Below are 25,320 nucleotides of genomic sequence, written 5' to 3'. Positions count from 1 at the left end.
TTAATGGTTAATTCAGCCTTAATAAAATAATTATGAAAAAAATTATACTTCACCTGTTTATTGGAATCGGATTAATCTATATACCCACCAATAAAATAATAGCTCAATATTGTGTTCCTGATTATACTTATGGTTCTTCGTATGATTATATTGCAGGGGTAGAATTGGAGTCTATTAGTAATTTCACTGCTGGAGCTGACGAATATAATGATTACACAGCATTATCCACTCTTCTAATACCTGGTGTTTCATATACTTTGACATTGACAAATAATCCATTTGATATGAATTATTATGCAGCATGGATTGATTGGAATCAGAATGGAACATTTATCTCGACAGAAAAATTAGGATCGGATATAATTATTTATGCCGGAGGAACCGGCACTATTACTTTCACAGTTCCACTCACGGCACTACCAGGCTCAACCAGAATGCGTATTCGGTCAGTGTATTATCCTCCGGGATCTATCAGTGCTTGCGGTACTTATTCTTATGGTGAGACAGAGGATTATACGATTTTCATTCCTGCAGAAACAGACTATGATGCAGGAGCTACTGCAATAAATAATTTAGTAACTGCTTGCGGATGGGGTGAAGAACCTATCAGCGTAAATGTTACAAATATTGGCCTCCTTGATATCTCGGAATTTAATGTTGGATATCAAATAATTGATCCAATAACCGGTGCTGGAACTCCGGTAATCGAAGCATATACCGGTGATCCAATTGCATCATATGAAACAACCGAATTTACCTTTTCCACTCTGGCTGATTTAACCAATAATGGCGATTACATTGTGTATGCCTGGACAGAATTGGATTTAGATACTATTTCTGCAGATGATACAAGTGAAGTTTCCTTTACTAATATTCCAGTAATTACTGTATATCCTTATATAGAAGATTTTGAAGATGGTTCAGGTGGATGGATTTCTTATGGAGCAAGTAGTTCCTGGGAACTTGGTTCACCAACTGGTTCTCCAATTACCGGTGCTCCTCCCGGAACACCAGATAGTGAAAATTCCTGGGATACAAATTTGGATGGCAATTACAATACATACGAAACCTCTTATGTAGAAAGCCCTTGTCTCGATTTTTCTGAATTAATTCTTCCATATATTGAATTTGATATTTGGTGGGAGACTTATGAATTTAATGATGGTGCTCAATTAGAATATTCTACTAATGCTGGTGCTTCATGGACTTTGTTAGGAGGTTTGGGTACTGGTGATAATTGGTACACATCCTATGGATATTCTTTAGGCTACGATCCGGTAACTTATGTGTATGAAAATGGCTGGGTAGGTTCCGGTGGTGGTTGGAAAAAAGCACATCATGATATTAGCTTCTTAGCTGGAGAATCCTCTGTGAAGTTCAGATTTAAATTCGCAAGTTCATATTACGGTTATTATGACGGAATTGCTTTTGACAATATAAATATTCAGGACCCTTATCCGCAAGATATAGGTGTTTCCGCTTTAATTTCTCCTGTTTCTGCTGTTGAACTCACTTCCAGCGAAATAGTGTGTGTTGACGTTACAAACTTTGGTACAGATACTCAGACAAGTTTTGATGTACATTATTCTTTGGATGGAGGAACTGTTGTTACCGAAGTTTATACAGGTGAATTATTAGCAGGTGAAACAGAAACTTTTTGTTTTGTTACCACTATTGATGTAAGTGCTGATGGCCTTTATAATTTCTGTGCCTGGACTTCCTTGCCTACTGATGAATGGACAGCTAATGATACTCTATGTACCGATATAAAAAATCTTTCTCCAATTACTGGTACATCTGCATATTATATTCACCTTTCTACAGAAGACCCTTTCTCTTCAAGTGACAACACTGATAAAATGGATGATGTGTTTGGAGAAGCCGGCTGGACGGAAGAATTTTTTGACACTATGGATCCGGATTCAATATTTAATGAAGGAACCTGTTTTGTTTATTTGGAAGGTGGCGCATATACATCAAATGAATTCAAATTATTTCTAACAAATAATCAATCTGATATAGAAAACTGGGTAGCCTCCGGTGGAAATTTAATTTTAAATGCGGCTCCTTATGAAGGTAGTAATATTGATTTAGGATTTGATGGTACTACATTAAACTATCCAAGTTATGTTTATTCGGCCGAGCAATCAACGCCATTTGCAATATTTGAAGGTCCGCACTTACCTGTTGGTTCTGTTTTTTATGGCTGGTGGTACAATTTTGCTCATGCAAAAATTACAGGAACAGGCTTAACAAAATTGATAGAAGATTATTACACTCCATCCACAGCAGTGCTTTCTTTTAAAGAATGGGGAAGCGGAATGGTTTTATTTGGTGGCATGACACCGGCAGAATATTCTACACCCGAAGATGAGGTTGCCAATTTAAGAAGAAACATGTTTGAATTAATGAAATATTGTTCTCCTGTTGATATCGGTGTTATAAGTTTAATATCTCCTCCGGATGGTTGTGGTTTGGATTCAACTGAAATTATTACAATTGAAGTGGAGAATTTTGGCCCTACTGCAGTTTCTAGCTTCCCGGTAAAATATAAATTAGATGCCGGTCCGGAAGTAAATGAAATTGCTACTGTGATTGCAGAAACTGGTTCCAGTGTTTTATTTACTTTCACTGCAACAGGAAATTTCGCAGCTATCGGAACACATGAATTACTAGTTTGGTCAGATGTTTATGTAGATGAAGATCATTCAAATGATACTTTAACTATTAACATTGAAACCTTGGAGTCTCCTATTGTTGACTTAGGGAATGATACTACAGTATGTGATTTTATGGCTTTAGATGCTGAAAATCCGGATATGTATTATTTATGGAGTTCTGGTGAAACTACACAAACAATTGATGTAACTGAACCTGGAACTTATATAGCTTATGTAACCCATCCGGTAACTGGTTGTATTAAATCCGATACCATTAATGTGGATTTAGTATATACACCTTTGTCAAGTTTCACATATACCTCAGTAGGTAGCACTATTACGTTTACCAATACAAGTACGCCTGGTGCTATTTATACATGGTATTTTGGCGACGGTACATTTACCAATGAATTTTCTCCTACACATACATTTGCAGATGGTTCATTCACTGTCGCATTAGTTGCCGAAAATAATTGTGGTGATGATTATTACTATATAGTAATATCTTTTGCGGGTGGTGGTGTTACAACAATTACAGATCCTGACTTAAATAATTTGGCATTATTATATCCTAATCCAACTTCAGGTAATGTAACCTTAGATATGAATTTTGATAAGTTGTATAATGTATCATATGAAATATATAATAGCGTTGGTGAATTAGTTGGTGCTGAAAGTTTAGGTAAACTTATGCAGCAACGACAAACACTCAATACAACTAACTTTCCTGGAGGTACTTACATGATTCGTGTACAAGCAGATGAAAAATCATTTACCAAATCGCTAATAATTGTAAAGTGATTTAAAGGTTGAATAAATGCAAAAGGGCGGTAATTTATTATCGCCCTTTTTTATTTAATACTCTACAGATTGGACAATTTTCAATATGATGCCCTCGTGCAGGACAATACGTTCTTCCAAAATAAATTATTTGTAAGTGTAATTTATTCCATGAGTCAATCGGAAATATTTTTTTTAAATCGCTTTCTGTTTTCACTACTGATTTTCCATTACTTAATCCCCATCTATAAGCTAATCTATGGATATGTGTATCCACCGGAAATGCAGGTATTCCAAATGCCTGCGACATTACAACACTTGCTGTCTTATGCCCTACCCCAGGCAAAGTTTCTAAATCTTCAAAAGTTGCAGGTACTTCACCATTATAATTGTTTACTAAAATTTCCGATAATCCTTTAATTGCTTTTGATTTGGCCGGACCAAGTCCGCATGATTTAATAATCTTTTCAATTTCTTCCACTTGTAATTTTTGCATTTCAAAAGGTGTAGATGCTTTTGCAAAAAGAAAAGGTGTAACTTGATTTACCCGTACATCTGTGCATTGCGCAGAAAGCAAAACTGAAATTAATAAAGTGAATGCATCTGTATGTTGTAGTGGAATTTCCGGAGATGGAAACAATTCATTCAAGGTGTCGGTTATAAAGGTTGCTTTTTCCTTCTTGTTCATATATCACAAAATTATTTCAGACGTTATAACGAGATGTGTAAAAATAATACGGTTTTGAAACCTATTGTTGAAAAGCTGCATCTTGATAACTACTGCTTCATAATTTTGTATCAAAATATTTAAAAAAAAATAAATGTCTTTCAAAGCGCTTTGTGTTTTTTTGTTTTTACTATTGACCTTTCAATTAAATGTATTTTCTCAAGTACAATGGGCAAATAGAGTGCTCTCATTTTCTTCTCAAAAAGGTAATCAATCTTATAGTGCAAAACAAGCTTTAGGTCCGCCTTCCAAACTCCCCTCTTTAGGTGATTGTGGTTGCGCATGGACAGCATCTAATCAAGAAAATTTTGAAGAAGAATTTGTGCGTGTAAAATTTGAAAAGAAAATTAAAGTACAGCAAATATTTATTTCCGAAAATTATAATGGAGGCGCTGTTAAAGAAATTTATTTATACGATCAATATAATTTACCCCATTTGGTTTATCAACGCACTGAAGTTACTCCTGAATACGGAAGATTATTTTCAATCACTTTTCCTTTAACCACTTTTGAGACAGATGATTTAAAACTTGTGTTGGATACGGAAAGTGTTTGGGGAGAAAATCAAATTGATGCTATCGGAATTTCTTCCGAAATTCTAACTCTTGACTTTAGTTATATACCGGGAAATAATTCTATTGAGTTTAAGGGCAAAGCAATAAATATGGGCGATGTGATTAATTCCCAGGGAAGTGAAGTTTGCCCTTTAATTAGTCCTGATGGTAATCGATTGTATTATACTAGAAAAGACCATCCGGATAATACTGGTTATGCAATGAATGATGATATCTGGTATTCAGAATTAATTGATGATAATTGGACTGATCCACAAAATATTGGTGACCCAATAAATAATGAAACTAATAATTATGTGGTAGGTATTTCTTCCGACGGCCACATGTTGACTTTGGCAAATACATATATACCGGGTGGCGATTCTAAAATTGGCGTTTCACAAACTTGGTCGCATGGAAATGATTGGAGATATCCTGTTAATCTGGCAACTCCCGGATTGCTTTCCTACAATCCTTATGTGGAATATTATATGGATGAAAGCCGCAGTTATTTACTCGTCGCTTTAGAAAAAGCAGAAGGTAATGGATTAAAAGATATCTATGTTTCATTTACTGAGAATCAAATTAATTGGACCGTCCCTATCAACCTCGGTTCTGTAATTAATACTGCCGGCAATGAAATGTCACCGTTTTTATCACCTGATGGAACAATGTTATTTTATGCATCAAATGGATTACCCGGTTATGGCGAAATGGATATTTATGTTTCGCATCGCTTAGATGATTCCTGGACGAATTGGTCTGCTCCAGAGAATTTAGGACCTACAGTTAACAGCGATGGTTTCGATGCATATTTTACTTATTCTGATAGCAGCAATTATGCTTTCTTTACTTCTACTCGTGAAAATTATTTTAATCCGGATATTTTTAGGATCCCAATTAAATTTATCCTTGAACCAGAAGCAGAAGAAGAAATAGTTGCCGAATCCACCAATGAAATGAATTCATCATCTGATGATTTATCCGATATAGAATTGGCAAGTGATTTAGTGCTCACAAATGATATCCTATTATTCGGAACTATCTATGATGCATTATCCGATCAAAAAATTGATGCTGAAGTAATTTTTATGTTAAATGATTATGCTTCCGATCCTGAATCTATCCAAACATTAAATCAAAATTATCAAAAGAAAGTAACGGGAAATTTAAACTATAAAGTAGTAATCATAAAAGAAGGATATTTTTATTATGAAGAGACAATTGATATTTCAGATGCTAATGAAAAAAATGTAAAACGAGTTGACTTTAAACTTGATCCAATTACGTCCGGAGAAAAATTTATTCTTGACAATATGTATTTCAATGCAAACAGTGCAATTCTTAAATCAGCTTCATTTGCGCAGTTAGATATTCTCTACGATTTTCTAGCAAAAAATAAAAATGTGCGTGTTGAAGTTGGCGGACATACCAATGGCTTATGCGATGATGAGTATTGTATTAATCTCAGTAAAGAAAGGGCTGAATCTGTGATTAAATATTTAGTAGGTAAAGGAATTGATTCGTCAAGAATGACTGCCGCAGGCTATGGAAAGAAACATCCTATAGCATCCAATGACACTCCGGAAGGAAGAAAAAAGAATCAACGAGTTGAGATTACTATTCTATAATTTGATGTGCATGTTTTGGCAAAAATTATTTGTCTGTGTTTTCCTGCTTCAATTTATCTCTGCAAATGTTTTCGCACAAGAAGATATTTACTGGGCTCACTCTGTTGTTGATTTTTCATCACAACGCAGTGATAATTTTTTTTCTGCACAGCAATTATTAGGTAAGCCAAATACAATTCCGGATTATGGTTTTTCTACAAGCGCATGGATGCCCGGAAATGAGGAAGATAATCCATTTGTTGTTGTAACATTTGAAAATGCAATTGACGCAAAACAAGTTGTTGTTATCCAAAACATTTATTCCGGTATCATCACAAAAATATTTGCAATAGATACCAATAATATTTCTACACAGGTATTTCAAGCTCCTATAAATGCACGGCCTGAAAAAGGTGGTTCGGTATTAACTCATAATCTCAATTTAAAAAATACACTTATAAATTCTTTGCGAATTGAATTTATAAAAAGCAGTGATGAAATTCCGTATGCAATTGATGCAATTGGATTAACCACTTCAACTGAACCAATTCAATTACAAATTAATACTGTGATAAGTAATTTTAATGGAACACCTGAACGTCTCAGCAGTAATATTAATTCAAGGGCTGATGAAGTGACGCCTGTTATTTCTCCCGATGGTAAAACATTGTATTTCGATCGTAAACATCATTCGGAAAATATTGGTAATGCAAAAAATGATGACATCTGGTATTCTGATTTAGATTATAAATTCGAATGGTTACCTGCAAAAAATATTGGCCCTCCATTAAACAATGAAAATCATAATTATTTATGTTCTATTTCTTCTGATGGTAAAAGAATTTTATTGGGAAATTCGTATGGAAATATTGTACCCGGTCAACCCGGAATTTCAATTGCATACAAGAATGATGATAAATGGGAAACACCTCAGGATTTAATCATAGATAATTTCTCAAATAAAAATCAGTACAACGAATTCTGTATGTCTGCGGATGGCAATGTGATGATGATGTCAATAGAAACAGATGCTACTTATGGCTTAAAAGATATTTATGTAAGTTTTTTACGCAAGGCAAATGTGTGGTCGGAGCCCATTAACATCGGCAACAATATTAATACTGCCGGAAATGAAATGAGTCCTTATCTGGCGGCAGATAATATCACTATGTATTTTTCAAGTAATGGATGGCCGGGCTATGGAGGTCAGGATATTTTTATGACGAAACGTTTGGATAATAGCTGGTTGAATTGGTCGGATCCAATTAATATAGGACCTGCTATTAATACCAGTGGATGGGATGCGTATTATACTGTGGATGCGCAAGGCACTTTTGCATATTATACTTCCAATGTAAACACTGCAGGTGATTTAGATATCTATCGCATTCGATTACCAGATTCTTTAAAACCTGAACCGGTGTTATTATTCAGCGGTAAAATATTTAACAAATCTACCGAAGAAGCAATTCGTGCAAATATTTATTATAATGCTTTAGATGACATGGGAGGTTCCGGCTCTTCGGTTTCAAATATTGATTCTGATTTTGGTTTTTATTTATTGCGAGGTTCTAAATATTTAATTACTGTTTCGGCAGATGGATATTTTGATCAAATGGCTGAACTTGATCTCACCCAAGCGCAATCACTAACAGAATTGAAAAATAATTTTTATTTAATTCCAAAAATGCAAGGTGCTATTATTGAATTAAACAATATTGAGTTTAATGCAAATAGTTCTATCCTAGATAAAATCTCTTATACGGAGTTATCAAAAGTGTTGGATTTTATGAATGAGAATCCGAGTATTCATATTGAAATTCGTGGACATACAAATGGAATGTGTGAGGAAAATTTTTGTAATGCACTTTCTGAAAGAAGAGCGCAGGCAGTAGCGCAATATCTGATTGATAATGGAATTAATGCCGACCGGGTTACCTATAAAGGATACGGAAAACAATTTCCAATTGCAGATAATGACACTCCCGAAGGGCGACAAAAAAATCAACGTGTTGAATTTATGATTACAGAATTATAAAAAATCATAGTAATATTCCACCACACTACTCTCCTCTCCTTACATTATAAATTTTATCTTAGCAACAAACAAAAAACGTTATGCCAAAATTAGCAGCACGAATAGAAAATATGGATGAATCGGCCACTTTAAAAATGGCCAAACTGAGCAGAGAATTAAAAGCAAAAGGTATTGATATAATTGATTTGAGTTTGGGCGAACCTGATTTTGATACGCCTGAACATATACGTGAATCCGCAAAAAAAGCCATTGATATAGGTTATAGTCATTACACTCCTGTTTCTGGATATTTGGATGTGAGAGAAGCTATCAGTAAAAAATTTGCTGATGAAAATAATTTGCATTTTTCTCCCGATCAAATTGTAGTTTCTACAGGTGCAAAACAGAGTTTAATTAATGTCGTGTTGTGTCTTGTTAATCCGGATGAAGAAGTTATTTTACCAGCGCCATATTGGGTAAGTTATAAAGCAATGGTGCAAATGGCGGAAGGTATTTCTATTGTTTTACCAACAACAATTGAAACAGATTTTAAAATAAGTCCGGAGCAATTGGAAGCGGCAATTACACCAAAAACTAAACTTATTATTTTCAGTTCTCCCTGCAATCCCACAGGAACAGTATATAGTCACGATGAATTAAAAGCACTTGCAGATATAATTGCTTTGTATGAAAATTTATTTGTGGTAAGTGATGAGATTTATGAGAAAATAAATTTCCTGGGAACACATTCAAGTATTGCATCTTTCGATAATATTAAAGACAGAGTAATTGTTGTAAATGGATTATCAAAAGGGTATGCAATGACGGGTTGGCGCTTGGGTTATATTGGCGCACCTTTATTTATTGCGAAAGCATGCGATAAACTTCAAGGACAATTTACTTCCGCTACAAACAGTATTGCGCAGCGTACTATAATTGATGCATTACAAGGTACGCAACAACCTTCAGAAGAAATGAAAAAAGCATTTCTGAAACGCCGTGAACTTTGCTTGAGTTATCTTAAAAAAATTGAGGGCATAAAATATAATAATCCGCAGGGTGCATTTTATTTCTTTCCGGATGTAAGTAATTATTTCGGTAAATCTTTTCATGGAAAAACAATACATAATGCAGATGATTTATGTATGTATTTATTAGATGAAGCAAATGTTTCTTTAGTAACAGGAAGTGCATTTGGCGATAATAATTGTGTGCGCATCAGTTATGCAACAAGTGAAGAAAATTTAGAAAAAGCAATGCAGCGCATCACTAAAGCATTAGCACAATTATCTTAAAATAAAAACACATTGGATATAACTAAAACATTAGAAGCTTTCAGCAAAGTAAAAGCGTTGATTATCGGCGACTCGATGTTGGATTGTTATATCATGGGTAAGGTAGATCGCATCTCACCTGAAGCACCTGTTCCTGTGTTATTAATTCATGAAAAACAAAATCGTTTAGGTGGTGCAGCAAATGTTGCGGCAAATATTAAAGCATTAGGCGCAATTCCATTATTGATTAGTATAACAGGTGATGATACGGAAGCAGAAATTTTTAAATCACTTTTAGATAAAGAAGGAATTGAAAGTAATTTATTAATAACAGATCCATCAAGAAAAACAACTTGCAAAACAAGAGTGCTTTCAAATAATCGTCAGATGATGCGCTTGGATAGTGAAGATTTGCAAACTGTTTCTTTGGCAACGGAAGACATAATTCTTGAACGCATAAAAACCGTTTTAGAAAATGATAATCCGCAGGTTTGTATTTTACAGGATTATAATAAAGGTATGTTGAGCGAGCGTATTATTCGTGAGACAACAATGCTGTGTTTACATAAAAATATTCCTGTGGCAGTTGATCCAAAAAAGAATAATTTTTTTGCATATCAGTTATGTACTTTATTTAAACCGAATTTGCGTGAGTTGAATGAAAATTTGCAAATGGAAATTCCATCGGGTGATATAAAAAAATTAAATGCAGCAATTGATATTTTACAAAAGCAATTACATAATGGAATTACATTAGTTACACTTTCAGAACATGGCGTGTATTTAAAATCAGGTGAAAAAACAATTCAGTTACCAGCACATATTCGCAATGTTGCAGATGTATCCGGTGCGGGCGACACAGTAATAAGTATTGCTTCATTATGTCTTGCAATAAAAACTTCCTTAGAAACACTTGCAGCCTTATCCAATCTTGCCGGGGGAATTGTATGCGAATATCCGGGTGTTGTTTCTATTGATAAAAAAGTTTTAATTCGGGAAGCGGAGAAAAAATTGAGTTGACAATTGACAATGGAAAAACTTATTTAATAAAAAGGCTATTAGCTGTTTGCTATTGGCCGTTGGCTACAAAAGTTTCAAGTTTCGAGTTCGGGGTTAAAAAAACTCATCACTGATTTTTTTTATTCACTACTAATTAGCCAAAAAAAAATTTCTAATCTATTTTCACCAGAGTTTCTGTTTTCACAACCTCACCTTCTGTTTTTACCTCAACTATATAGACCCCAATTGATAATTCAGAAATATTAATTAGGGTAGTGGATTCTTCTGAAATTATTGATTTAATTAAGCTTCCATACATGCTATAGATATTAATTTCTATGAGCATTTCTTCATTGAAATCTTTACCTTGTTTTAAATAAATATAATCTGTTGCCGGATTAGGATAAATTTTCAGTTGGTTATCAATATATCCTGATTTTAATTCAAGGAAGTAAATTGGAATTGAAAAATATCCCATTGAAATTGGTGGCATTTCAAGACACACACCATCTGGTGCCAATCCAGAAAATGTTCCCGGGCAACTTGTATTTGGATAATTATTTTCTAATGCATTTATTTCAAATCTATTTTCTTCCATAATTGCTGATGCACAAGTACTATAGCTATTATTAATATTAAATATGGATGCTTTTCCTGCCGTAGAATAAAGCTGATCGGCATTTAAAATTTTGGCGCTTATGTTTTCACTTAAATATAAATTGGACTCAGATGGATCTGTGAATGCAAGCTGCAATGAACCCGGGTCAATACCAAACCATTGATTTTGATCGGTAACATTTGTATAGAAAACATATAAAGTTGGATTTGGACCTAAAAAATCTATAAATACACTTGGCGCTAAATTATTATTCAGCGATGCCATTGTAGTTGTTGACTTTAAATAATGCAAATGTTTTTTTGTTATAATATTAAATAACTCTGCTGTAAAATAAGTAGCTCGTCTTTAAAATATGGATACACTTCGGGGTCTGTGCAATCATCAATTTCTTCTAATAATTTTTGATCTGCAGCATCACTATTAGTCATCAACATTGTTGCACTACCACCTAAAGCATTTTGCAGTGTTGCACGGGTTAAAAAATTTTTCTTATAATCATTATCATAATTTGCTTTTATATTCCATAACATCCAGTTTTGTAGCATGGCAGCATGGGCAAAAGTATTTGATCCACTGGATTGAAAATCTTTGAAAATAATCTCATATAAGCCCAGAAATCGGAGCAGGTCCATTGGGTAATTTCACATCATCATTTAAATTATATTCTGTTAACCATATTTCTTTTGATTCTGGTCCATCATCATCTTTTGTAAATAACATTTGCCCTGCATGTTCTTCAAAAGAATTATCTATTCTGTCTCTTGTGAATTCCTTAAAATTTCCCGGAATTAAATCGTCCTCATCTTCAGGATAATGAATACCAGCCAGTTCAAAAAATGCTTTTTCTAAGCGAGTATCAATTAAAGGGTAGTCCCAGTCATCCACATATTCCGATGGATCGTCAGTATAAATATAATCCAGTGACCAACATCGGTAAGATTATTGGGATTATAAGGATGGATGTAATTGCAACATAATATCCCTCCAATTAAAATTTTCTTCGCAGAATTTAGAGGTGTTAGTGGTATTATAATATGGATGAAATATGATTGCATTAAATGCATATCTTAAAAAAGTACCCACCTTATCTCCGTAGTGAGTTACCATATCCGCATTCCAATCTGCATAAAAACAATCGCAATCTTCATCTTCAAATTCAGGATCTGGCTCAGTTAAAATTGGAGTTGAAAACATCATCGTATTGGTAGTATCATATTCTGATTCATCAGGTGCAAACAAAGGAAAATCATAAGATCTGCCGCAATTAGGAGTATTCATTGCAGGGAGTCCGATTTTAATGGAATAGATTTCAGGAGATGTCTGGTCTTTTATTGCCAAAATATAGTCATGGTCATTTACAACATCATCTGCTAATGCAAGTTCCAATGCTTCCTGCTCATCCGGATCTGTATAATCATCCCCATTAATATATTTCCAATAGTGATCAAAATCTGTAAAGCCCATAGCGAGATTAGAAAACTGATTATATACTTCATTGCCCAATTCCACGCCTATAAGATTGATATCATTGTTAAATAAATACCCGATTACATCCATCATTTCCGATGCCGACATACTTTCAATATTTACGCAGTAAATAACCTCCACTTCAAGACCGGAATTTTCTGTTTCAATAAAATCCACCAGATCAATAAATTGGTTGATATACATGGGTTGCTCATGCAGCTCATCAAAATCGGGATCTGTAGGATCGAATATGGGTTGGTCAACACTTTTGTCATAAAATTCCTTTAACCTAGAAGGGCTTTCTGCCCAGTCACATGACGTACCCAAACAACCGGCGTCTAAAATAATATCAATGGCAACTAAATCGTATTCAGTCCCTATTAAAGGGGGCTCTAATGATGATTCAGTAGCATTAAAATAACTAATCATTTCAGTCCAATCGTAGCCATAACCACCATGCGTTTTTTCAGTTACAGGATTATAAAACGGGCGAGTTGGGTGCATAAATTTTGCACTTGCGCCACTAAAAATGCGTAAAGTATTTGGTGCAAGGTCGGCTATTGCCTGCCAGGGGTCAGGCACTTGAGTATAGTTAACATTTTTATCGAAATTGGCTTTGTTTAATGAAAAAAAATCTGACAGATTAATGCCAATTACACCTTCATTAACCGGAAGAGATTGATGTGATAATTCTACTATCATTTGCTTGTATGGATTATTTATTATCCACAAATTTTCCATAATAGAATCGGGAATGGACTCGGCATAAGTAATATAAACAGAATCGAGTCCAGAGGTATAAATATCCACCGTATCACCTTCTGAATACGTTATTGTATCCACAGAAATAGTGTCAACCTGAGCTATAGAAATATGCGTAGAAATAATAAAGAGAAAAAATAAAAGAAAGAAAAAATTAATTTTATAAAATGCTTTTCCAAATGCGTAGTAAAATGATTGCATAAGAGTAAAATTTAAGTGAAGCTATAATTACATGTAATCAAATATAATTTATTTTTTGGTTAATTACAAGGCTTTGTTTAATTTTAGTATAAAGCAGTTTACTATTTAGCATGAAAATCAATCTTCCATTTTTCATTTTTCATTTACTATTTCTCGGCAATTTAATATTCGCCCAAACACCTGAAATAATATGGCAACGTACTTATGGAGGTAATGGTGACGATAGGGCACAAGATATAATTGCTACGGATGACGGTGGATATTTAACCATCGGATATACAAATTCAACTGATGGTGATATTCCATTTACTCATGGTTTAAATGAAATGCTTGTGGTGAAAATAGATAGTGTTGGGAATATTGATTGGAGTAAAACTTATGGTGGTTCAGACAGTGATTATGGTTTTAGTGTTTGTAAGGGTATGGATGGTGGATATTTATTAGCCGGAAGAACACAGTCTGATGATGGCGATGTTTGTTATAATCACGGATCAAGTGATGCGTGGATAGTTAAAATTGATGATTTTGGAAATATAGAATGGGAGAAATCTTTTGGTGGATCGGGTTATGAAGAGTTATTAAATATAGGATTAAGTGATGATAATCACTATGTGCTTGCAGCAATATCTGGTTCAGATAATGGAGATATAACAGATTATTATGGTTTAAGTGATTTTTGGATTTTAAAGATAAATGTATCAGGTGAAATTATATGGCAAAAGAGCTATGGCTCAAGTGAAAATGATATTCCTTTTAGCATTGATCAGACAGTGGATAGCGGTTATATTGTTGCAGGTCGCACAGAAGGCAATGATGGAGATGTAACTGAAAACAAAGGCAGCACAGATTTTTGGATAATTAAATTAGATAGCGTTGGTGATTTGGAATGGCAGAAAACGTATGGTGGTTCAAATTCAGATGAAGCGCACTCAATTGTCAAAAAAATGGGAGCAGGATATATATGTGTGGGTACAACCTTTTCTAATAATGGCGATGTAAGTGGATTTCATGGATTTGAAGATGTATGGGTTATCTCGATTGATAGTTTAGGAGGTTTAGAATGGCAGAGAGCCTTTGGAGGAACTGGAGGAGATGCTGGGATTTATAATATTAGAATTTTTGATTCTGTATATATTATTTCAGGAGGATCTGGTATTGCAAATGGTGATGTAACAGCTAATAATGGTTTAAATGATTATTGGATTCTATCTTTAGATGTTGAAGGAAATTTAAATTGGCAGAAATCAATAGGAGGCTCAGCAACCGAAACAGCATTTGCAGTTAGTAATACAATAGATAACAATTTAATTGTTGCGGGTTATACATCATCTTCTGATTTTGATGTTGAAGAGTCTTATATTACTCCTAACTTCTGGGTAGTAAAACTCGGCATCTGTGATATCCCTTTTTATGCAGATGAAGATGGTGATGGTTTTGGTGATGTAATGCATGATACACTTGCTTGTGTTTTACCTTCTGGGTTTGTTGCGGATAGTTCGGATTGTAATGATGCAGATAATACAATGTATCCAACTGCAATTGATATATGCAATGGATTAGATGATAACTGCAATGGCTTTATTGATGAGGATGCAATTTTTAGTACTTACTACTTGGATGCTGATGGTGATGGTTTTGGTAATCCGGAAACGGAAGAACTATTTTGTGATATTCCTTTTGGTTATGTGTCCGATTATACAGACTGCGATGATACCAATGAAAATATTTATCCCGGTGCAACTGAAATATTAAATGGTATAGATGATAATTGCGATGGTTTTATTGATGAAGGTTTAAGTATAAATACACTTGCACAAAACACAATTAAATTATTTCCCAATCCTGCAAATACAGAAATACATATTGAACATTCAGTCTTCATATTATTTCTATCATCACCCGTAATAATTTAGGTGAAACAGTAGCAGTAGAATTTATAAATGATGTTGCAGATATTTCTGCAATTCCACCCGGAGTTTATTTTTCAGAAATAAGAGCAGAAGAAGGAATTGTTGTAGTGAGTTGGGTGAAGAATTGACTTTTTCAAATTGACAATTGACAGTTGACAATGAAAAACTCATCCCTGATTTTTTTTACTCACTTTTCACTACTCATTACTCACTATCCTTTAGATCGAATTGCTTCTACAGGATCCATTCGTGAAGCAGTTATTGCCGGAACTATACCTGCAATTACGCCAATAAAAGTTGCCAGCATTACACCAAACATTACATTATTAATTGACAGGATAAATTCAAAATCAATTACACGGTTTGCAATCATTGTAATTATCCAAACCATAAGCAATCCGAATGCGCAACCAATAAATGAAAGTACAACTGCTTCGAATAAAAATTCTAAAAGAATTAAATAATTTTTTGCGCCTATTGATTTTTTTATTCCGATAATATGTGTGCGTTCTTTCACGGAAACAAACATAATATTTGCAATACCAAAACCACCAACAAGACAACTAAAAAATCCAATAATAAATCCCACCATATTCACTACGCCAAAAATAGAATCGAATGCATCGGCGGCAAGTGTAACTTCATTAATTGCAAAATCATTTTCTTCTCTCGGACTTAACTTACGATGATTGCGCAGCAGCGGAATTATATCATCTTTTATTTCTCTTGCAGAAATTCCTTCTTTAGGTTTCACTTCAATCACCGGATCTACATCTTGCATATCCATAATTCTGCGCACATAATTATAAGTGATTAAAATATTATTATCCTGAGAAAAATCAATAATGCTCTCCCCTTCTTTAGCAATAGCACCCACCACTTTTAATTTATTTCCCAATACCCAAATCATACTTCCGGTAGGATCACTTAAATCAGGAAATAATGTTTTATACACCGTATATCCTAATAGTACTACGGGCGAACCACTGGCACTTTCCAATTGCGTAAAAAATCTGCCATGTTCAAATTCCATTGCATAGATTTTATCATAATGTTCGCTTACTGCACTCACTCTCCCATCCTTAATTACATTATCATTATACTTTACTTCTCTTGAATTAAATCCGGTTTCAATGGCAACCGCTTTTGCAGATGTAAGCTTTTCGTTAAGCAATTTATATTCATCGTATTTCATGGTAGGTCGCTTAATATATTCCCACCATGCATAATCTTCTCCACCAAAAATCCAAGGCCAACGTTGTATATACAGATTATCAGAACCCAGCTTTGCAACACCACTATCAATATTTCTTTTTAAAGAATCAACAGCAGATAAAACCGTAATAATGCAAAAGATACCGATGGATACACCAAGTAGAGAAAGAAATGTGCGCAGCTTGTTATTCCGGAATTCTGAGAATACCAGCATCACTGTTTCATGAATTGCTCTGAAAATTATAAACATAGAATGGTTCAAATATAGATAGCATAGGCCTACTATTTAGTTTTGGTATTGTTAAATTTGCACGCTCAATAAAAATGTACGTATGAAATTATCCAAGTTCAATTTCGAACTGCCCAAAGATCTGATAGCTCAAAAACCTACTAAAGAACGTGAAGGTGCAAGAATGATGGTAGTGCATCGCCACACAGGTAAAATAGAACATAAACTTTTCAAAGATATTCTGGAATACTTTGATGAAGGTGATGTGATGGTATTGAATAATACAAAAGTATTCAGTGCTCGCCTGTATGGTCGCAAAGAAAAGACCGGTGCTAAGATTGAAGTGTTCATGTTGCGTGAATTAAATCGTGAAATGCATCTGTGGGATGTATTAGTAGATCCTGCTCGTAAAATTCGGGTAGGTAATAAACTGTATTTCGGTGATGACGATATGTTGGTTGCTGAGGTGGTTGATAATACAACTTCCCGTGGTCGCACAATTCGTTTTTTACATGATGGTACACCACAAGAATTAAGAGACATCATTGAAATTCTTGGAGAAACACCATTGCCAAAATATATTAAGAGAAAACCCGAACCGGAAGATAAGGAACGCTATCAAACTGTGTATGCAAAATTTGATGGTGCTGTTGCAGCTCCAACTGCCGGATTGCATTTCAGCAAAGAAATTTTAAAACGTTTGGAAATAAAAGGAATCAATTTCGCTGAGGTAACCTTGCATATTGGCTTGGGTACTTTTCGCTCAATAGATGTTGAGGACCTTTCCAAACATAAAATGGATGCAGAGTATATCAAGGTAGATAAAAGTGCAGTAGAAATCGTTAATAAGGGTATTAAGGAAAACAAGCGCATCTGTGCAATTGGTACTACTTCGATGCGTGCAGTTGAAACTTCAGTAAGTGCAAACAAACTTTTAAAAACTGAAGAAGGCTGGACGAATTTATTTATAAACCCACCTTATGAGTTTTCAATTTGTAATTCCATGTTGACAAATTTTCATTTGCCTAAAACAAGTTTAATAATTATGGTTGCTGCTTTTGCAGGATATGATCTTGCAATGGAAGCTTATAAGATTGCCATGAAGGAGAAATACCGTTTCTTTAGTTATGGTGATGCGATGCTGATAATTTAAATCTGTACAAACGCATAATAAAAAAAGCCCTTCAAAAGAGGGCTTTTTATTTTAAAAAAATTTTGATTTAATATTCTTCTTCATCAAAGAAAAAATCTTCGTGTGTGGGATAGTCCGACCAAATGTCCTCAATGCCTTCGAAATACTCACCTTCATCTTCCAATTCCTGTAAGTTTTCAATCACCTCGATGGGCGCACCGGAACGAATAGCGTAATCAATCAATTCATCTTTTGTTGCCGGCCATGGGGCTTCTTCTAAATGGGAGGCTAATTCTAAGGTCCAATACATAATAAAACTGTTATTTAAATTTTGCGCAAAAATATGTTTTTTTCATTCACCTGCAAGGTTTGTTTTTAAAACAATGTTCCTGATTTGTAAAAAGAAATATTAAACCCATTGGTTGCATGAGGAATTGTACTTATTATTTGAAAGATTTTTTTTAATCAGGATCTTGTATGCCAGGCCGTTTCTTCCACATTTAAAATATGTGCATTCCAACGGCTCAGCATAAAGAAGTAATCACTCAGCCGGTTTAAATAGATTATTATATCCGGGTTTAAACTTTCATTCTCAGCTAATTGAGAAACTATCCGTTCTGCTCTGCGGCAAACCACTCTGGCCAAATGACTAAATGAAACAGCAGGATGCCCACCGGGAAGTATAAAATTTTTAAGAGGAGGCAATGCCGCATCCATGATGTCAATTTCTTTTTCAAGCATTTCAATATCCTCTGTACTTAATTGTGGTAAAGTCATTTTACTTTTTTCAGGATCGGCAGCAAGATTACTTCCTGTGATAAATAATCTATCCTGAATAATTCTTAATATTTCAATTTCATGCTTTGTATTTAATTGATCTATAAGTAAACCAATCACAACATTCAGCTCATCCACTGTTCCATAAGCCTCAACTCTTAAGTGATGTTTCGGTACACGGGTTCCTCCTATCAAGGAGGTTTTACCGGCATCTCCTTTCTTTGTATAAATCTTCATGAATTATTAAATGGTTGCAGCCTTTCCCGCAATTCTTTAGGATCTAATTTATTTGTATTCAATTCATCTTTTTCAATCATGCCATCACGCAAACGAATAATGCGATGCGCATATCTTGCAATATCTTCTTCATGGGTTACAATTATCACTGTGTTACCTTGCTTATGAATTTCTTCAAACAGCTCCATAATTTCATAACTAGTGCGAGTATCCAAATTTCCGGTAGGCTCATCTGCAAGTATTATCGAAGGATTATTCACTAATGCTCTGGCAACAGCCACACGTTGTCTTTCACCACCGGATAATTCATTAGGCTTGTGAGTAAGTCTATGTCCTAATCCCACAGCAGTTAATACCTCTATTGCTTTAGCTGTTCTTTTCGTTTTGTTTTGAGCTGCATAAATAAGTGGGAGCGCAACATTTTCAACTGCAGAAAGTCTGGCCATTAGGTTAAATGTTTGAAATACAAATCCAATTTCTTTATTGCGCACTTCAGCCAATTCATTCTCACTCATGGTACTCACTAATTTATTATTCAATGTGTACTTACCGGAGGTTGGTTTATCAAGACATCCCACAAGATTCATCAATGTGGATTTACCAGATCCGGAAGGACCCATAATAGCAACATATTCATTTTTTTGAATATTAAGACTAATGCCCTTTAGCACTTCGATTTTTACTTTACCAAGGTCATACGTTTTTTTTATGTCTTCCAGTTTAATTATTTCCATAGCCTATTGCTTTTTTAAAACTTTAGGTACTTTAAAATAATCACTGTCGGCTAAAGGAGCATTTTGCAATGCCTGTTCTTTTGTAATTTCCATTTTTACAATATCATCCCGCATTTGATTATGCGAATCATTAATATATACCAACGGCTCTACACCATCTACATTTACTTCTCTCAATCTGTCAATAAAGGCAATCATATTTTCTAGATCTGAGACAATCTGTTCTTCTTCCTCTTTATTGAATTGCAACTTCGCAAGATTGGAAAGTTTAGCTATTAATTCTTTATCTGCATGCATATAGTTGTAAAGATAAACAGAAAGCAGAGTGCTGTTTGTTAAACTATGTTTAGAATTCCGGTAAATTGTAATCATTTAAATCTGTTTGAGGGCGAACACATTATTATCTTTGCCACATATGGAAATCGTAGTAAGCGGAATCAGACCAACCGGTGTTTTACATTTAGGTAATTATTATGGAGCCGTGCGCAACTTTGTGCGCATTCAGGAAGATGAAAATTATAAAGGATATTTTTTTATTGCCGATTATCATTCTCTCACCACGCATCATCAACCGGAAGAACTTTCAATATTAGTTAAACAAAGCATTGCCACTTATCTGGCTTGTGGTTTAGATCCCGAAAGAGTAAGTCTGTATTTGCAAAGTGATCTGCCTCAAATACCTGAATTGTATTTGATATTAAATATGATTGCCTATAAAGGTGAATTAGAAAAAGTAGTTACGTTTAAAGAAAAAATAAAAGTCCATAAAGAAAATATCAATGCCGGTTTACTTACCTATCCGGTTCTGATGGCAGCGGATATTTTGATACATCGTGCCAATAAAGTGCCGGTAGGAAAAGATCAAGAACAACATCTTGAAATGACACGGAATTTTGCAAAGCGTTTTAATTCAAAATACAACTCAGAATTTTTTCCGGAGCCAATGGCTTACAATTTTGAAGAGCAACTTACCAAAGTCCCCGGTTTAGATGGCAGTACTAAAATGAGTAAAACCGGTAGTGCTAACAGTGCGATATTTATGAATGACACGGATGATGATATTCGCAAAAAAATTATGCGAGCTAAAACAGATGGCGGACCTTCTGAACCTTTTCAAGTTATGCCCCAAGAAATAATTAATTTATTTGATTTAATGAAAATTGTTAGCAGCATTTCAACTGTGATGCATTTTACCGATGCATACAATAATTGCAGTATCAAATATGGTGATATGAAAAAGCAACTTGCTGAAGATATCATTGAGGTGGTTACTCCAATCAGAAAAAGAATAAATGAATTGTTGGCTGATGAGAAATATTTAAAAAAGGTTGTTATTTTAGGCGGTGAAGCAGCTATTGTAAATGCCGAATACACAATTAAAGAGGTAAGAAAATTAGTCGGTCTAAATTATTTTTAACTAATGGCGAAAAAAAAGGAAGAAAAAATACCTGTAAAGCATATTGCAATTGCAGGTAATATTGGTGCCGGTAAAACAACACTTACCAGTCAACTCGCAAAACATTTTGGATGGGAAGCGCATTATGAAGACGTAGAAAATAATCCCTACTTATATGATTTTTATCAGGATATGCCACGTTGGGCATTTAACTTACAGATATACTTTTTAAACAACAGATTTAAGCAAATATTAGAAATCCAAAAAGGAGAAAAAACAGTAATACAAGATCGCACTATCTATGAAGATGCGCAAATATTTGCTCCCAATCTGCATGCAATGGGATTGATGAGCTCCCGGGATTTTCAAAACTATTCTGAAATATTTAATACACTTACCTCATTGATTGCTCCACCGGATTTACTTATTTATTTGCGTGCCTCTATTCCTGCATTAGTTAATCAAATTCAAAAACGTGGCCGTGAATATGAGGACAATTTGCGCTTGGATTATCTGCGTCGCTTAAATGAATATTACGAAGGCTGGATAAATAAATATAAGCATGGTAAACTGCTTATCATTGATATCGAAAACTGCAACTTCGCTGAAAACAAAGAAGATTTAGGTGAAGTAATTAATCGTGTTAATCGGGAATTATACGGTTTGTTTTAATTTGTTTTCTACTTGCAATATAAACATTTGGCAAGTAATATTATTAAACAACGCAAATAATATATTGAGATAACTTTTGAATAAACTTCAAAGAAATCATCTACGCATTATTAAAAAATTAAAATAGAATTACCTCAGGCAGCTAAGCTGTTTCTCCCAATTTGCTTCAACATTTTAATATGAGATCCTAATGCCTGCCAAAAGGTGCGATACTCATTATAAGGAATGCCATATTCCTGAGCTGTAGATTTTACTATTGGTGCAATATCTTTATAATGTACATGGCAGATATTATGAAATAAATGGTGTTCAATTTGATAGTTTAAACCTCCTACATACCAGCTTAATATTCTATTCTTTTTTGCAAAATTTGCTGTTGTATGTAATTGGTGAATTGCCCATGAATTTTCAATTTCGCCAGTGCCATCTTCATGATGATGTTCTGTACTTTCCACCACATGTGCTAGTTGAAAAATAGTACTCAATACAACACCAGCAACAAAATGCATCAATAAAAATCCGGAAATAATTATTAAAGCGCTGTAAGGTGTGATCAAAATTGGAAGTACTACAAATACTGCATAATAAAGTAACTTTCCAATAATCATATCCGTCAATTCCCTTCCTAATTTACTGCCATTACCTTCTATCATATTATTTTTATGATACTTCATTATTTGCTTAAAGTCTTTATTTAAAGTCCAGGAAAGTGTGGCTAATCCATATAACACAAAACCATAGATATGCTGATATTTATGTACAAAGCCCAATTTGCCATAGGGTGATAAACGCAACATAGGTTTATCATGAATATCTTCATCCATACCATATACATTGGTATATGTATGATGTAAAATATTATGTTGAATTTTCCAGTTGAATGTGTTTGCTCCAAATAGATACATGGAATGTCCCATCCAGGTATTCACGGTTTTATTTTCAGAATATACTCCGTGAACTGCATCATGCATTACACTCATTCCGCTTCCGGCTAATCCTAAACCCATTATCACCCAACATATATATGTTGCCCAAACAGGAAGTAAACTGGTAAGTATTAAAATAAATGGCAACAAGTAAATACCCAACATAGCTATTGACTTTAAAACCATACGATAGTCACCGGTTTTTTTAATATGATTAGTTTCAAAATGTTCATTGATTCTTTTACGAAGAACTTTAAAAAAATCTGAATTAGATCTATCTACGAATTTAACTTTTCCTTGCATTGATATTTTTTTTGACGTGCAAATTTAGAAACAAAAGTTTATGTGGTAAGTTTTAAAAATTATGTTTTACCCACATGTGGATAAAAATGTCTTAAATAGGATAAACTCAATAAACAAAATTATTCTTCAGTTGAATTAGCAGTGTTTGCAGCTTTTTTACGGTCATGCTCCTGCAAGTGTATCTTACGTAACCTAATGCTTTTTGGAGTAACTTCCACAAATTCATCTCCCTGAATATATTCCATAGCTTCTTCCAAGGTCAATCTTCTGGGAGGTGTTAGCTTAGCTTTGTCATCACTACCACTTGCCCTCATGTTAGTCAGTTTTTTAGTTCTGGTAACATTCACCACTAAATCATTATCACGACTGTTCTCTCCAATCACCTGTCCCATATAAACCTCTTCACCTGGTCCGACGAAGAAGATTCCTCTATCCTGTAATTTATCTAATGCATAAGCAATTGTAGCACCTGTTTCAAATACGATCAGTGTACCATTCACTCTGCCGGGAATATCCCCTTTCCAAGGTTCATAAGCCTTAAATCTGTGGTTCATAACTGCCTCACCCTGAGTAAGATTCAGAATTTGAGTTCTTAACCCCATTAAGCCACGGCTGGGAATATTAAATTCAAGATGCGTCATATCTCCTTTAGGTTCCATAATCAGCATCTCCCCTTTTCGCTGACTCACCGCTTCAATTACTCTACCTGCTGAATTTTCTGTTGTATCGATAACCAATTCTTCTATAGGCTCACATTTCACACCATCTATATTTTTCAGAATCACCTTTGGTTGACCTAATTGCAATTCATATCCTTCCCTGCGCATAGTCTCAACTAAGATAGATAGATGTAAAATCCCTCTGCCAAATACCATAAATGAATCAGGTGAACCTGTATCTACTACTTTTAAAGCGAGATTCTTTTCAATTTCTTTATATAAACGGTCACGGATGTGGCGGCTGGTTACATACTTTCCCTCCTTACCAAAAAATGGTGAATCATTATTTGTAAACAACATACTGATTGTTGGTTCATCAATTGGAATAATTTTCAATCCTTCAGGAGTTTCTAAATCTGCAATTGTATCCCCAATTTCAAACCCTTCGATACCAGTAACAGCACAAATATCTCCGCACTCTGCAATTTCCGCTTTTACTTTACCCAAACCTTCAAAAAGAAATAATTCTTTAATACGGCTTTTCTCGATGCTGCCATTTCTTTTTACCAGACTTACTGCCTGATTGGCTTTTATAGTACCACGATGTACTCTGCCAATAGCAATCCTACCAATGTAATTACTGTAATCAATACTTGTCACCTGCATTTGTGTTGTGCCTTCACGCATTACGGGATGCGGAATATGTTCCACTATTGTCTCTAATAAAAAATCTATATCATTTGCAGGATTCTTCCAGTCAGCACCCATCCAATTGTGTTTGGCCGAGCCATATACAGTGGGAAAGTCCAGTTGATCCTGAGTTGCGCCAAGATTAAACATCAAATCGAACATGGCTTCATGCACTTCATCAGGCCGGCAATTTTCTTTATCTACTTTATTAATTACAACAACAGGTTTTAAACCTAGATTCAATGCTTTTTGCAAAACATAACGAGTCTGTGGCATAGGTCCTTCAAATGCATCCACTAATACAAGAGCACCATCAGCCATATTAAGCACACGCTCCACCTCTCCGCCAAAATCGGCGTGACCTGGAGTGTCAATAATATTTATCTTGATGTCTTTGTACCTGACAGACACATTTTTAGAAAGGATAGTGATACCTCGCTCCCGCTCTAATTCATTGTTATCAAGTATTAATTCACTTACATCCTTTTGAAAAAGTTGGCAGTGGTGTAGAATTTTATCTACTAGTGTAGTTTTGCCGTGATCTACGTGGGCAATAATTGCAATATTTCTAATCTTCATAAAAAGAGGCGCAAAGGTATGGGTTTTTAAGGGGATTTATAGAATACAGCTTATAATTATAAAATTACATATCTCAAAATCACAAACATTATTTGGGTTTTGGTAGCAAAGCCTAATACTTACAGGCAATAATTTTCCGTTTCCGCTTTAATTTCTAATAGAGATTAATAGTATCGCACTATTAAATATCT

General features: G+C 34.5%; 21 protein-coding genes. 9 read left to right on the top strand and 12 right to left on the bottom strand.

From position 1 onward, the window contains the following. Positions 1-32: 32 nt before the first annotated feature. Positions 33-3,461, top strand: a complete 3,429-nt coding sequence (locus IPN31_10365; protein ID MBK8682286.1) for a T9SS type A sorting domain-containing protein — start codon at positions 33-35, stop codon at positions 3,459-3,461. A gap of 37 nt (positions 3,462-3,498) precedes the next feature. Here the strand turns inward: IPN31_10365 and nth are convergent, their stop codons facing one another. After that, positions 3,499-4,128 (bottom strand): endonuclease III, encoded by a 630-nt coding sequence (gene nth, locus IPN31_10360; GenBank protein MBK8682285.1) that lies wholly within the window; start codon positions 4,126-4,128, stop codon positions 3,499-3,501. 133 nt (positions 4,129-4,261) lie between these two features. On the opposite strand from nth, the gene IPN31_10355 reads away from it, so the two are divergent. The 4 genes from IPN31_10355 to IPN31_10340 all read left to right on the top strand — a co-directional run bounded on the left by IPN31_10355 (position 4,262) and on the right by IPN31_10340 (position 10,642). Then, on the top strand, positions 4,262-6,352 hold the full coding sequence (locus IPN31_10355; GenBank protein MBK8682284.1) for an OmpA family protein: 2,091 nt from the start codon (positions 4,262-4,264) through the stop codon (positions 6,350-6,352). Between the two features lie 10 nt (positions 6,353-6,362). After that, positions 6,363-8,369, top strand: coding sequence for an OmpA family protein (locus IPN31_10350; GenBank protein ID MBK8682283.1), 2,007 nt, complete (start codon positions 6,363-6,365; stop codon positions 8,367-8,369). 80 nt (positions 8,370-8,449) lie between these two features. After that, positions 8,450-9,643 (top strand): pyridoxal phosphate-dependent aminotransferase, encoded by a 1,194-nt coding sequence (locus IPN31_10345; GenBank protein MBK8682282.1) that lies wholly within the window; start codon positions 8,450-8,452, stop codon positions 9,641-9,643. A gap of 18 nt (positions 9,644-9,661) precedes the next feature. Continuing rightward, positions 9,662-10,642 (top strand): D-glycero-beta-D-manno-heptose-7-phosphate kinase, encoded by a 981-nt coding sequence (locus tag IPN31_10340; GenBank protein MBK8682281.1) that lies wholly within the window; start codon positions 9,662-9,664, stop codon positions 10,640-10,642. 151 nt (positions 10,643-10,793) lie between these two features. Here the strand turns inward: IPN31_10340 and IPN31_10335 are convergent, their stop codons facing one another. From IPN31_10335 to IPN31_10320, 4 genes are all read right to left on the bottom strand, one after another. Then, positions 10,794-11,531 (bottom strand): T9SS type A sorting domain-containing protein, encoded by a 738-nt coding sequence (locus tag IPN31_10335; protein MBK8682280.1) that lies wholly within the window; start codon positions 11,529-11,531, stop codon positions 10,794-10,796. A gap of 11 nt (positions 11,532-11,542) precedes the next feature. Then, positions 11,543-11,872: a hypothetical protein gene (locus tag IPN31_10330; protein ID MBK8682279.1), complete on the bottom strand. Its 330-nt coding sequence runs from the start codon at positions 11,870-11,872 to the stop codon at positions 11,543-11,545. Further along, the gene (locus tag IPN31_10325) at positions 11,841-12,125 is read right to left on the bottom strand and encodes a hypothetical protein (protein MBK8682278.1); all 285 of its coding nucleotides are present in this window, start codon (positions 12,123-12,125) and stop codon (positions 11,841-11,843) included. Before IPN31_10325 ends, IPN31_10330 begins: the two co-directional genes overlap by 32 nt. 63 nt (positions 12,126-12,188) lie before the next feature. Beyond that, complete coding sequence (locus tag IPN31_10320; protein MBK8682277.1) at positions 12,189-13,670, bottom strand: hypothetical protein; 1,482 nt, start codon at positions 13,668-13,670, stop codon at positions 12,189-12,191. 110 nt (positions 13,671-13,780) lie between these two features. Here IPN31_10320 and IPN31_10315 point away from each other — a divergent pair, with 110 nt between their 5' ends. Next, the gene (locus tag IPN31_10315) at positions 13,781-15,583 is read left to right on the top strand and encodes a putative metal-binding motif-containing protein (protein MBK8682276.1); all 1,803 of its coding nucleotides are present in this window, start codon (positions 13,781-13,783) and stop codon (positions 15,581-15,583) included. A gap of 208 nt (positions 15,584-15,791) precedes the next feature. Here IPN31_10315 and IPN31_10310 read toward each other — a convergent pair whose 3' ends face one another. Beyond that, entirely contained in the window at positions 15,792-17,045 is a 1,254-nt protein-coding gene (locus IPN31_10310; protein MBK8682275.1) for an ABC transporter permease, read from the bottom strand. Positions 17,046-17,127: 82 nt separating this feature from the next. On the opposite strand from IPN31_10310, the gene queA reads away from it, so the two are divergent. Continuing rightward, positions 17,128-18,177, top strand: coding sequence for a tRNA preQ1(34) S-adenosylmethionine ribosyltransferase-isomerase QueA (gene queA / locus IPN31_10305; protein ID MBK8682274.1), 1,050 nt, complete (start codon positions 17,128-17,130; stop codon positions 18,175-18,177). Positions 18,178-18,244: 67 nt separating this feature from the next. Here queA and IPN31_10300 read toward each other — a convergent pair whose 3' ends face one another. The 4 genes from IPN31_10300 to gatC form a co-directional block, all read right to left on the bottom strand. After that, a complete protein-coding gene (locus IPN31_10300; GenBank protein MBK8682273.1) occupies positions 18,245-18,466 on the bottom strand; it encodes a DUF2795 domain-containing protein in 222 nt (73 codons plus the stop codon). Between the two features lie 155 nt (positions 18,467-18,621). Continuing rightward, positions 18,622-19,170, bottom strand: coding sequence for a cob(I)yrinic acid a,c-diamide adenosyltransferase (locus IPN31_10295; GenBank protein ID MBK8682272.1), 549 nt, complete (start codon positions 19,168-19,170; stop codon positions 18,622-18,624). Beyond that, positions 19,167-19,898 (bottom strand): ABC transporter ATP-binding protein, encoded by a 732-nt coding sequence (locus tag IPN31_10290; GenBank protein MBK8682271.1) that lies wholly within the window; start codon positions 19,896-19,898, stop codon positions 19,167-19,169. Before IPN31_10290 ends, IPN31_10295 begins: the two co-directional genes overlap by 4 nt. A gap of 9 nt (positions 19,899-19,907) precedes the next feature. Then, positions 19,908-20,201 (bottom strand): Asp-tRNA(Asn)/Glu-tRNA(Gln) amidotransferase subunit GatC, encoded by a 294-nt coding sequence (gatC, locus tag IPN31_10285; GenBank protein MBK8682270.1) that lies wholly within the window; start codon positions 20,199-20,201, stop codon positions 19,908-19,910. Positions 20,202-20,319: 118 nt separating this feature from the next. Between gatC and trpS the strand changes: the two genes are divergently transcribed. Next, positions 20,320-21,321 (top strand): tryptophan--tRNA ligase, encoded by a 1,002-nt coding sequence (trpS, locus tag IPN31_10280; protein MBK8682269.1) that lies wholly within the window; start codon positions 20,320-20,322, stop codon positions 21,319-21,321. A gap of 3 nt (positions 21,322-21,324) precedes the next feature. After that, positions 21,325-21,972, top strand: coding sequence for a deoxynucleoside kinase (locus IPN31_10275; GenBank protein MBK8682268.1), 648 nt, complete (start codon positions 21,325-21,327; stop codon positions 21,970-21,972). Between the two features lie 134 nt (positions 21,973-22,106). Here IPN31_10275 and IPN31_10270 read toward each other — a convergent pair whose 3' ends face one another. Beyond that, complete coding sequence (locus tag IPN31_10270) at positions 22,107-23,201, bottom strand: acyl-CoA desaturase (GenBank protein ID MBK8682267.1); 1,095 nt, start codon at positions 23,199-23,201, stop codon at positions 22,107-22,109. A 119-nt stretch (positions 23,202-23,320) separates the two neighbouring features. Further along, a complete protein-coding gene (gene typA / locus IPN31_10265; GenBank protein ID MBK8682266.1) occupies positions 23,321-25,129 on the bottom strand; it encodes a translational GTPase TypA in 1,809 nt (602 codons plus the stop codon). Positions 25,130-25,320 lie beyond the last annotated feature (191 nt).

Source organism: Bacteroidota bacterium (genome assembly GCA_016715425.1).
Lineage (GTDB): Bacteria > Bacteroidota > Bacteroidia > Chitinophagales > BACL12 > JADKAC01.
This window is presented reverse-complemented; position numbering and strand designations above follow the sequence as displayed.

Bases quoted from the DNA above. Each gene is read 5' to 3' on its own strand.
- IPN31_10365 (MBK8682286.1), top strand. From the start codon at position 33: ATGAAAAAAATTATACTTCACCTGTTTATTGGAATCGGATTAATCTAT.
- nth (MBK8682285.1), bottom strand. From the start codon at position 4,128: ATGAACAAGAAGGAAAAAGCAACCTTTATAACCGACACCTTGAATGAA.
- IPN31_10355 (MBK8682284.1), top strand. From the start codon at position 4,262: ATGTCTTTCAAAGCGCTTTGTGTTTTTTTGTTTTTACTATTGACCTTT.
- IPN31_10350 (MBK8682283.1), top strand. From the start codon at position 6,363: ATGTTTTGGCAAAAATTATTTGTCTGTGTTTTCCTGCTTCAATTTATC.
- IPN31_10345 (MBK8682282.1), top strand. From the start codon at position 8,450: ATGCCAAAATTAGCAGCACGAATAGAAAATATGGATGAATCGGCCACT.
- IPN31_10330 (MBK8682279.1), bottom strand. From the start codon at position 11,872: ATGGACCTGCTCCGATTTCTGGGCTTATATGAGATTATTTTCAAAGAT.
- IPN31_10320 (MBK8682277.1), bottom strand. From the start codon at position 13,670: ATGCAATCATTTTACTACGCATTTGGAAAAGCATTTTATAAAATTAAT.
- IPN31_10315 (MBK8682276.1), top strand. From the start codon at position 13,781: ATGAAAATCAATCTTCCATTTTTCATTTTTCATTTACTATTTCTCGGC.
- IPN31_10310 (MBK8682275.1), bottom strand. From the start codon at position 17,045: ATGTTTATAATTTTCAGAGCAATTCATGAAACAGTGATGCTGGTATTC.
- queA (MBK8682274.1), top strand. From the start codon at position 17,128: ATGAAATTATCCAAGTTCAATTTCGAACTGCCCAAAGATCTGATAGCT.
- IPN31_10300 (MBK8682273.1), bottom strand. From the start codon at position 18,466: ATGTATTGGACCTTAGAATTAGCCTCCCATTTAGAAGAAGCCCCATGG.
- IPN31_10295 (MBK8682272.1), bottom strand. From the start codon at position 19,170: ATGAAGATTTATACAAAGAAAGGAGATGCCGGTAAAACCTCCTTGATA.
- gatC (MBK8682270.1), bottom strand. From the start codon at position 20,201: ATGCATGCAGATAAAGAATTAATAGCTAAACTTTCCAATCTTGCGAAG.
- trpS (MBK8682269.1), top strand. From the start codon at position 20,320: ATGGAAATCGTAGTAAGCGGAATCAGACCAACCGGTGTTTTACATTTA.
- IPN31_10275 (MBK8682268.1), top strand. From the start codon at position 21,325: ATGGCGAAAAAAAAGGAAGAAAAAATACCTGTAAAGCATATTGCAATT.
- IPN31_10270 (MBK8682267.1), bottom strand. From the start codon at position 23,201: ATGCAAGGAAAAGTTAAATTCGTAGATAGATCTAATTCAGATTTTTTT.
- typA (MBK8682266.1), bottom strand. From the start codon at position 25,129: ATGAAGATTAGAAATATTGCAATTATTGCCCACGTAGATCACGGCAAA.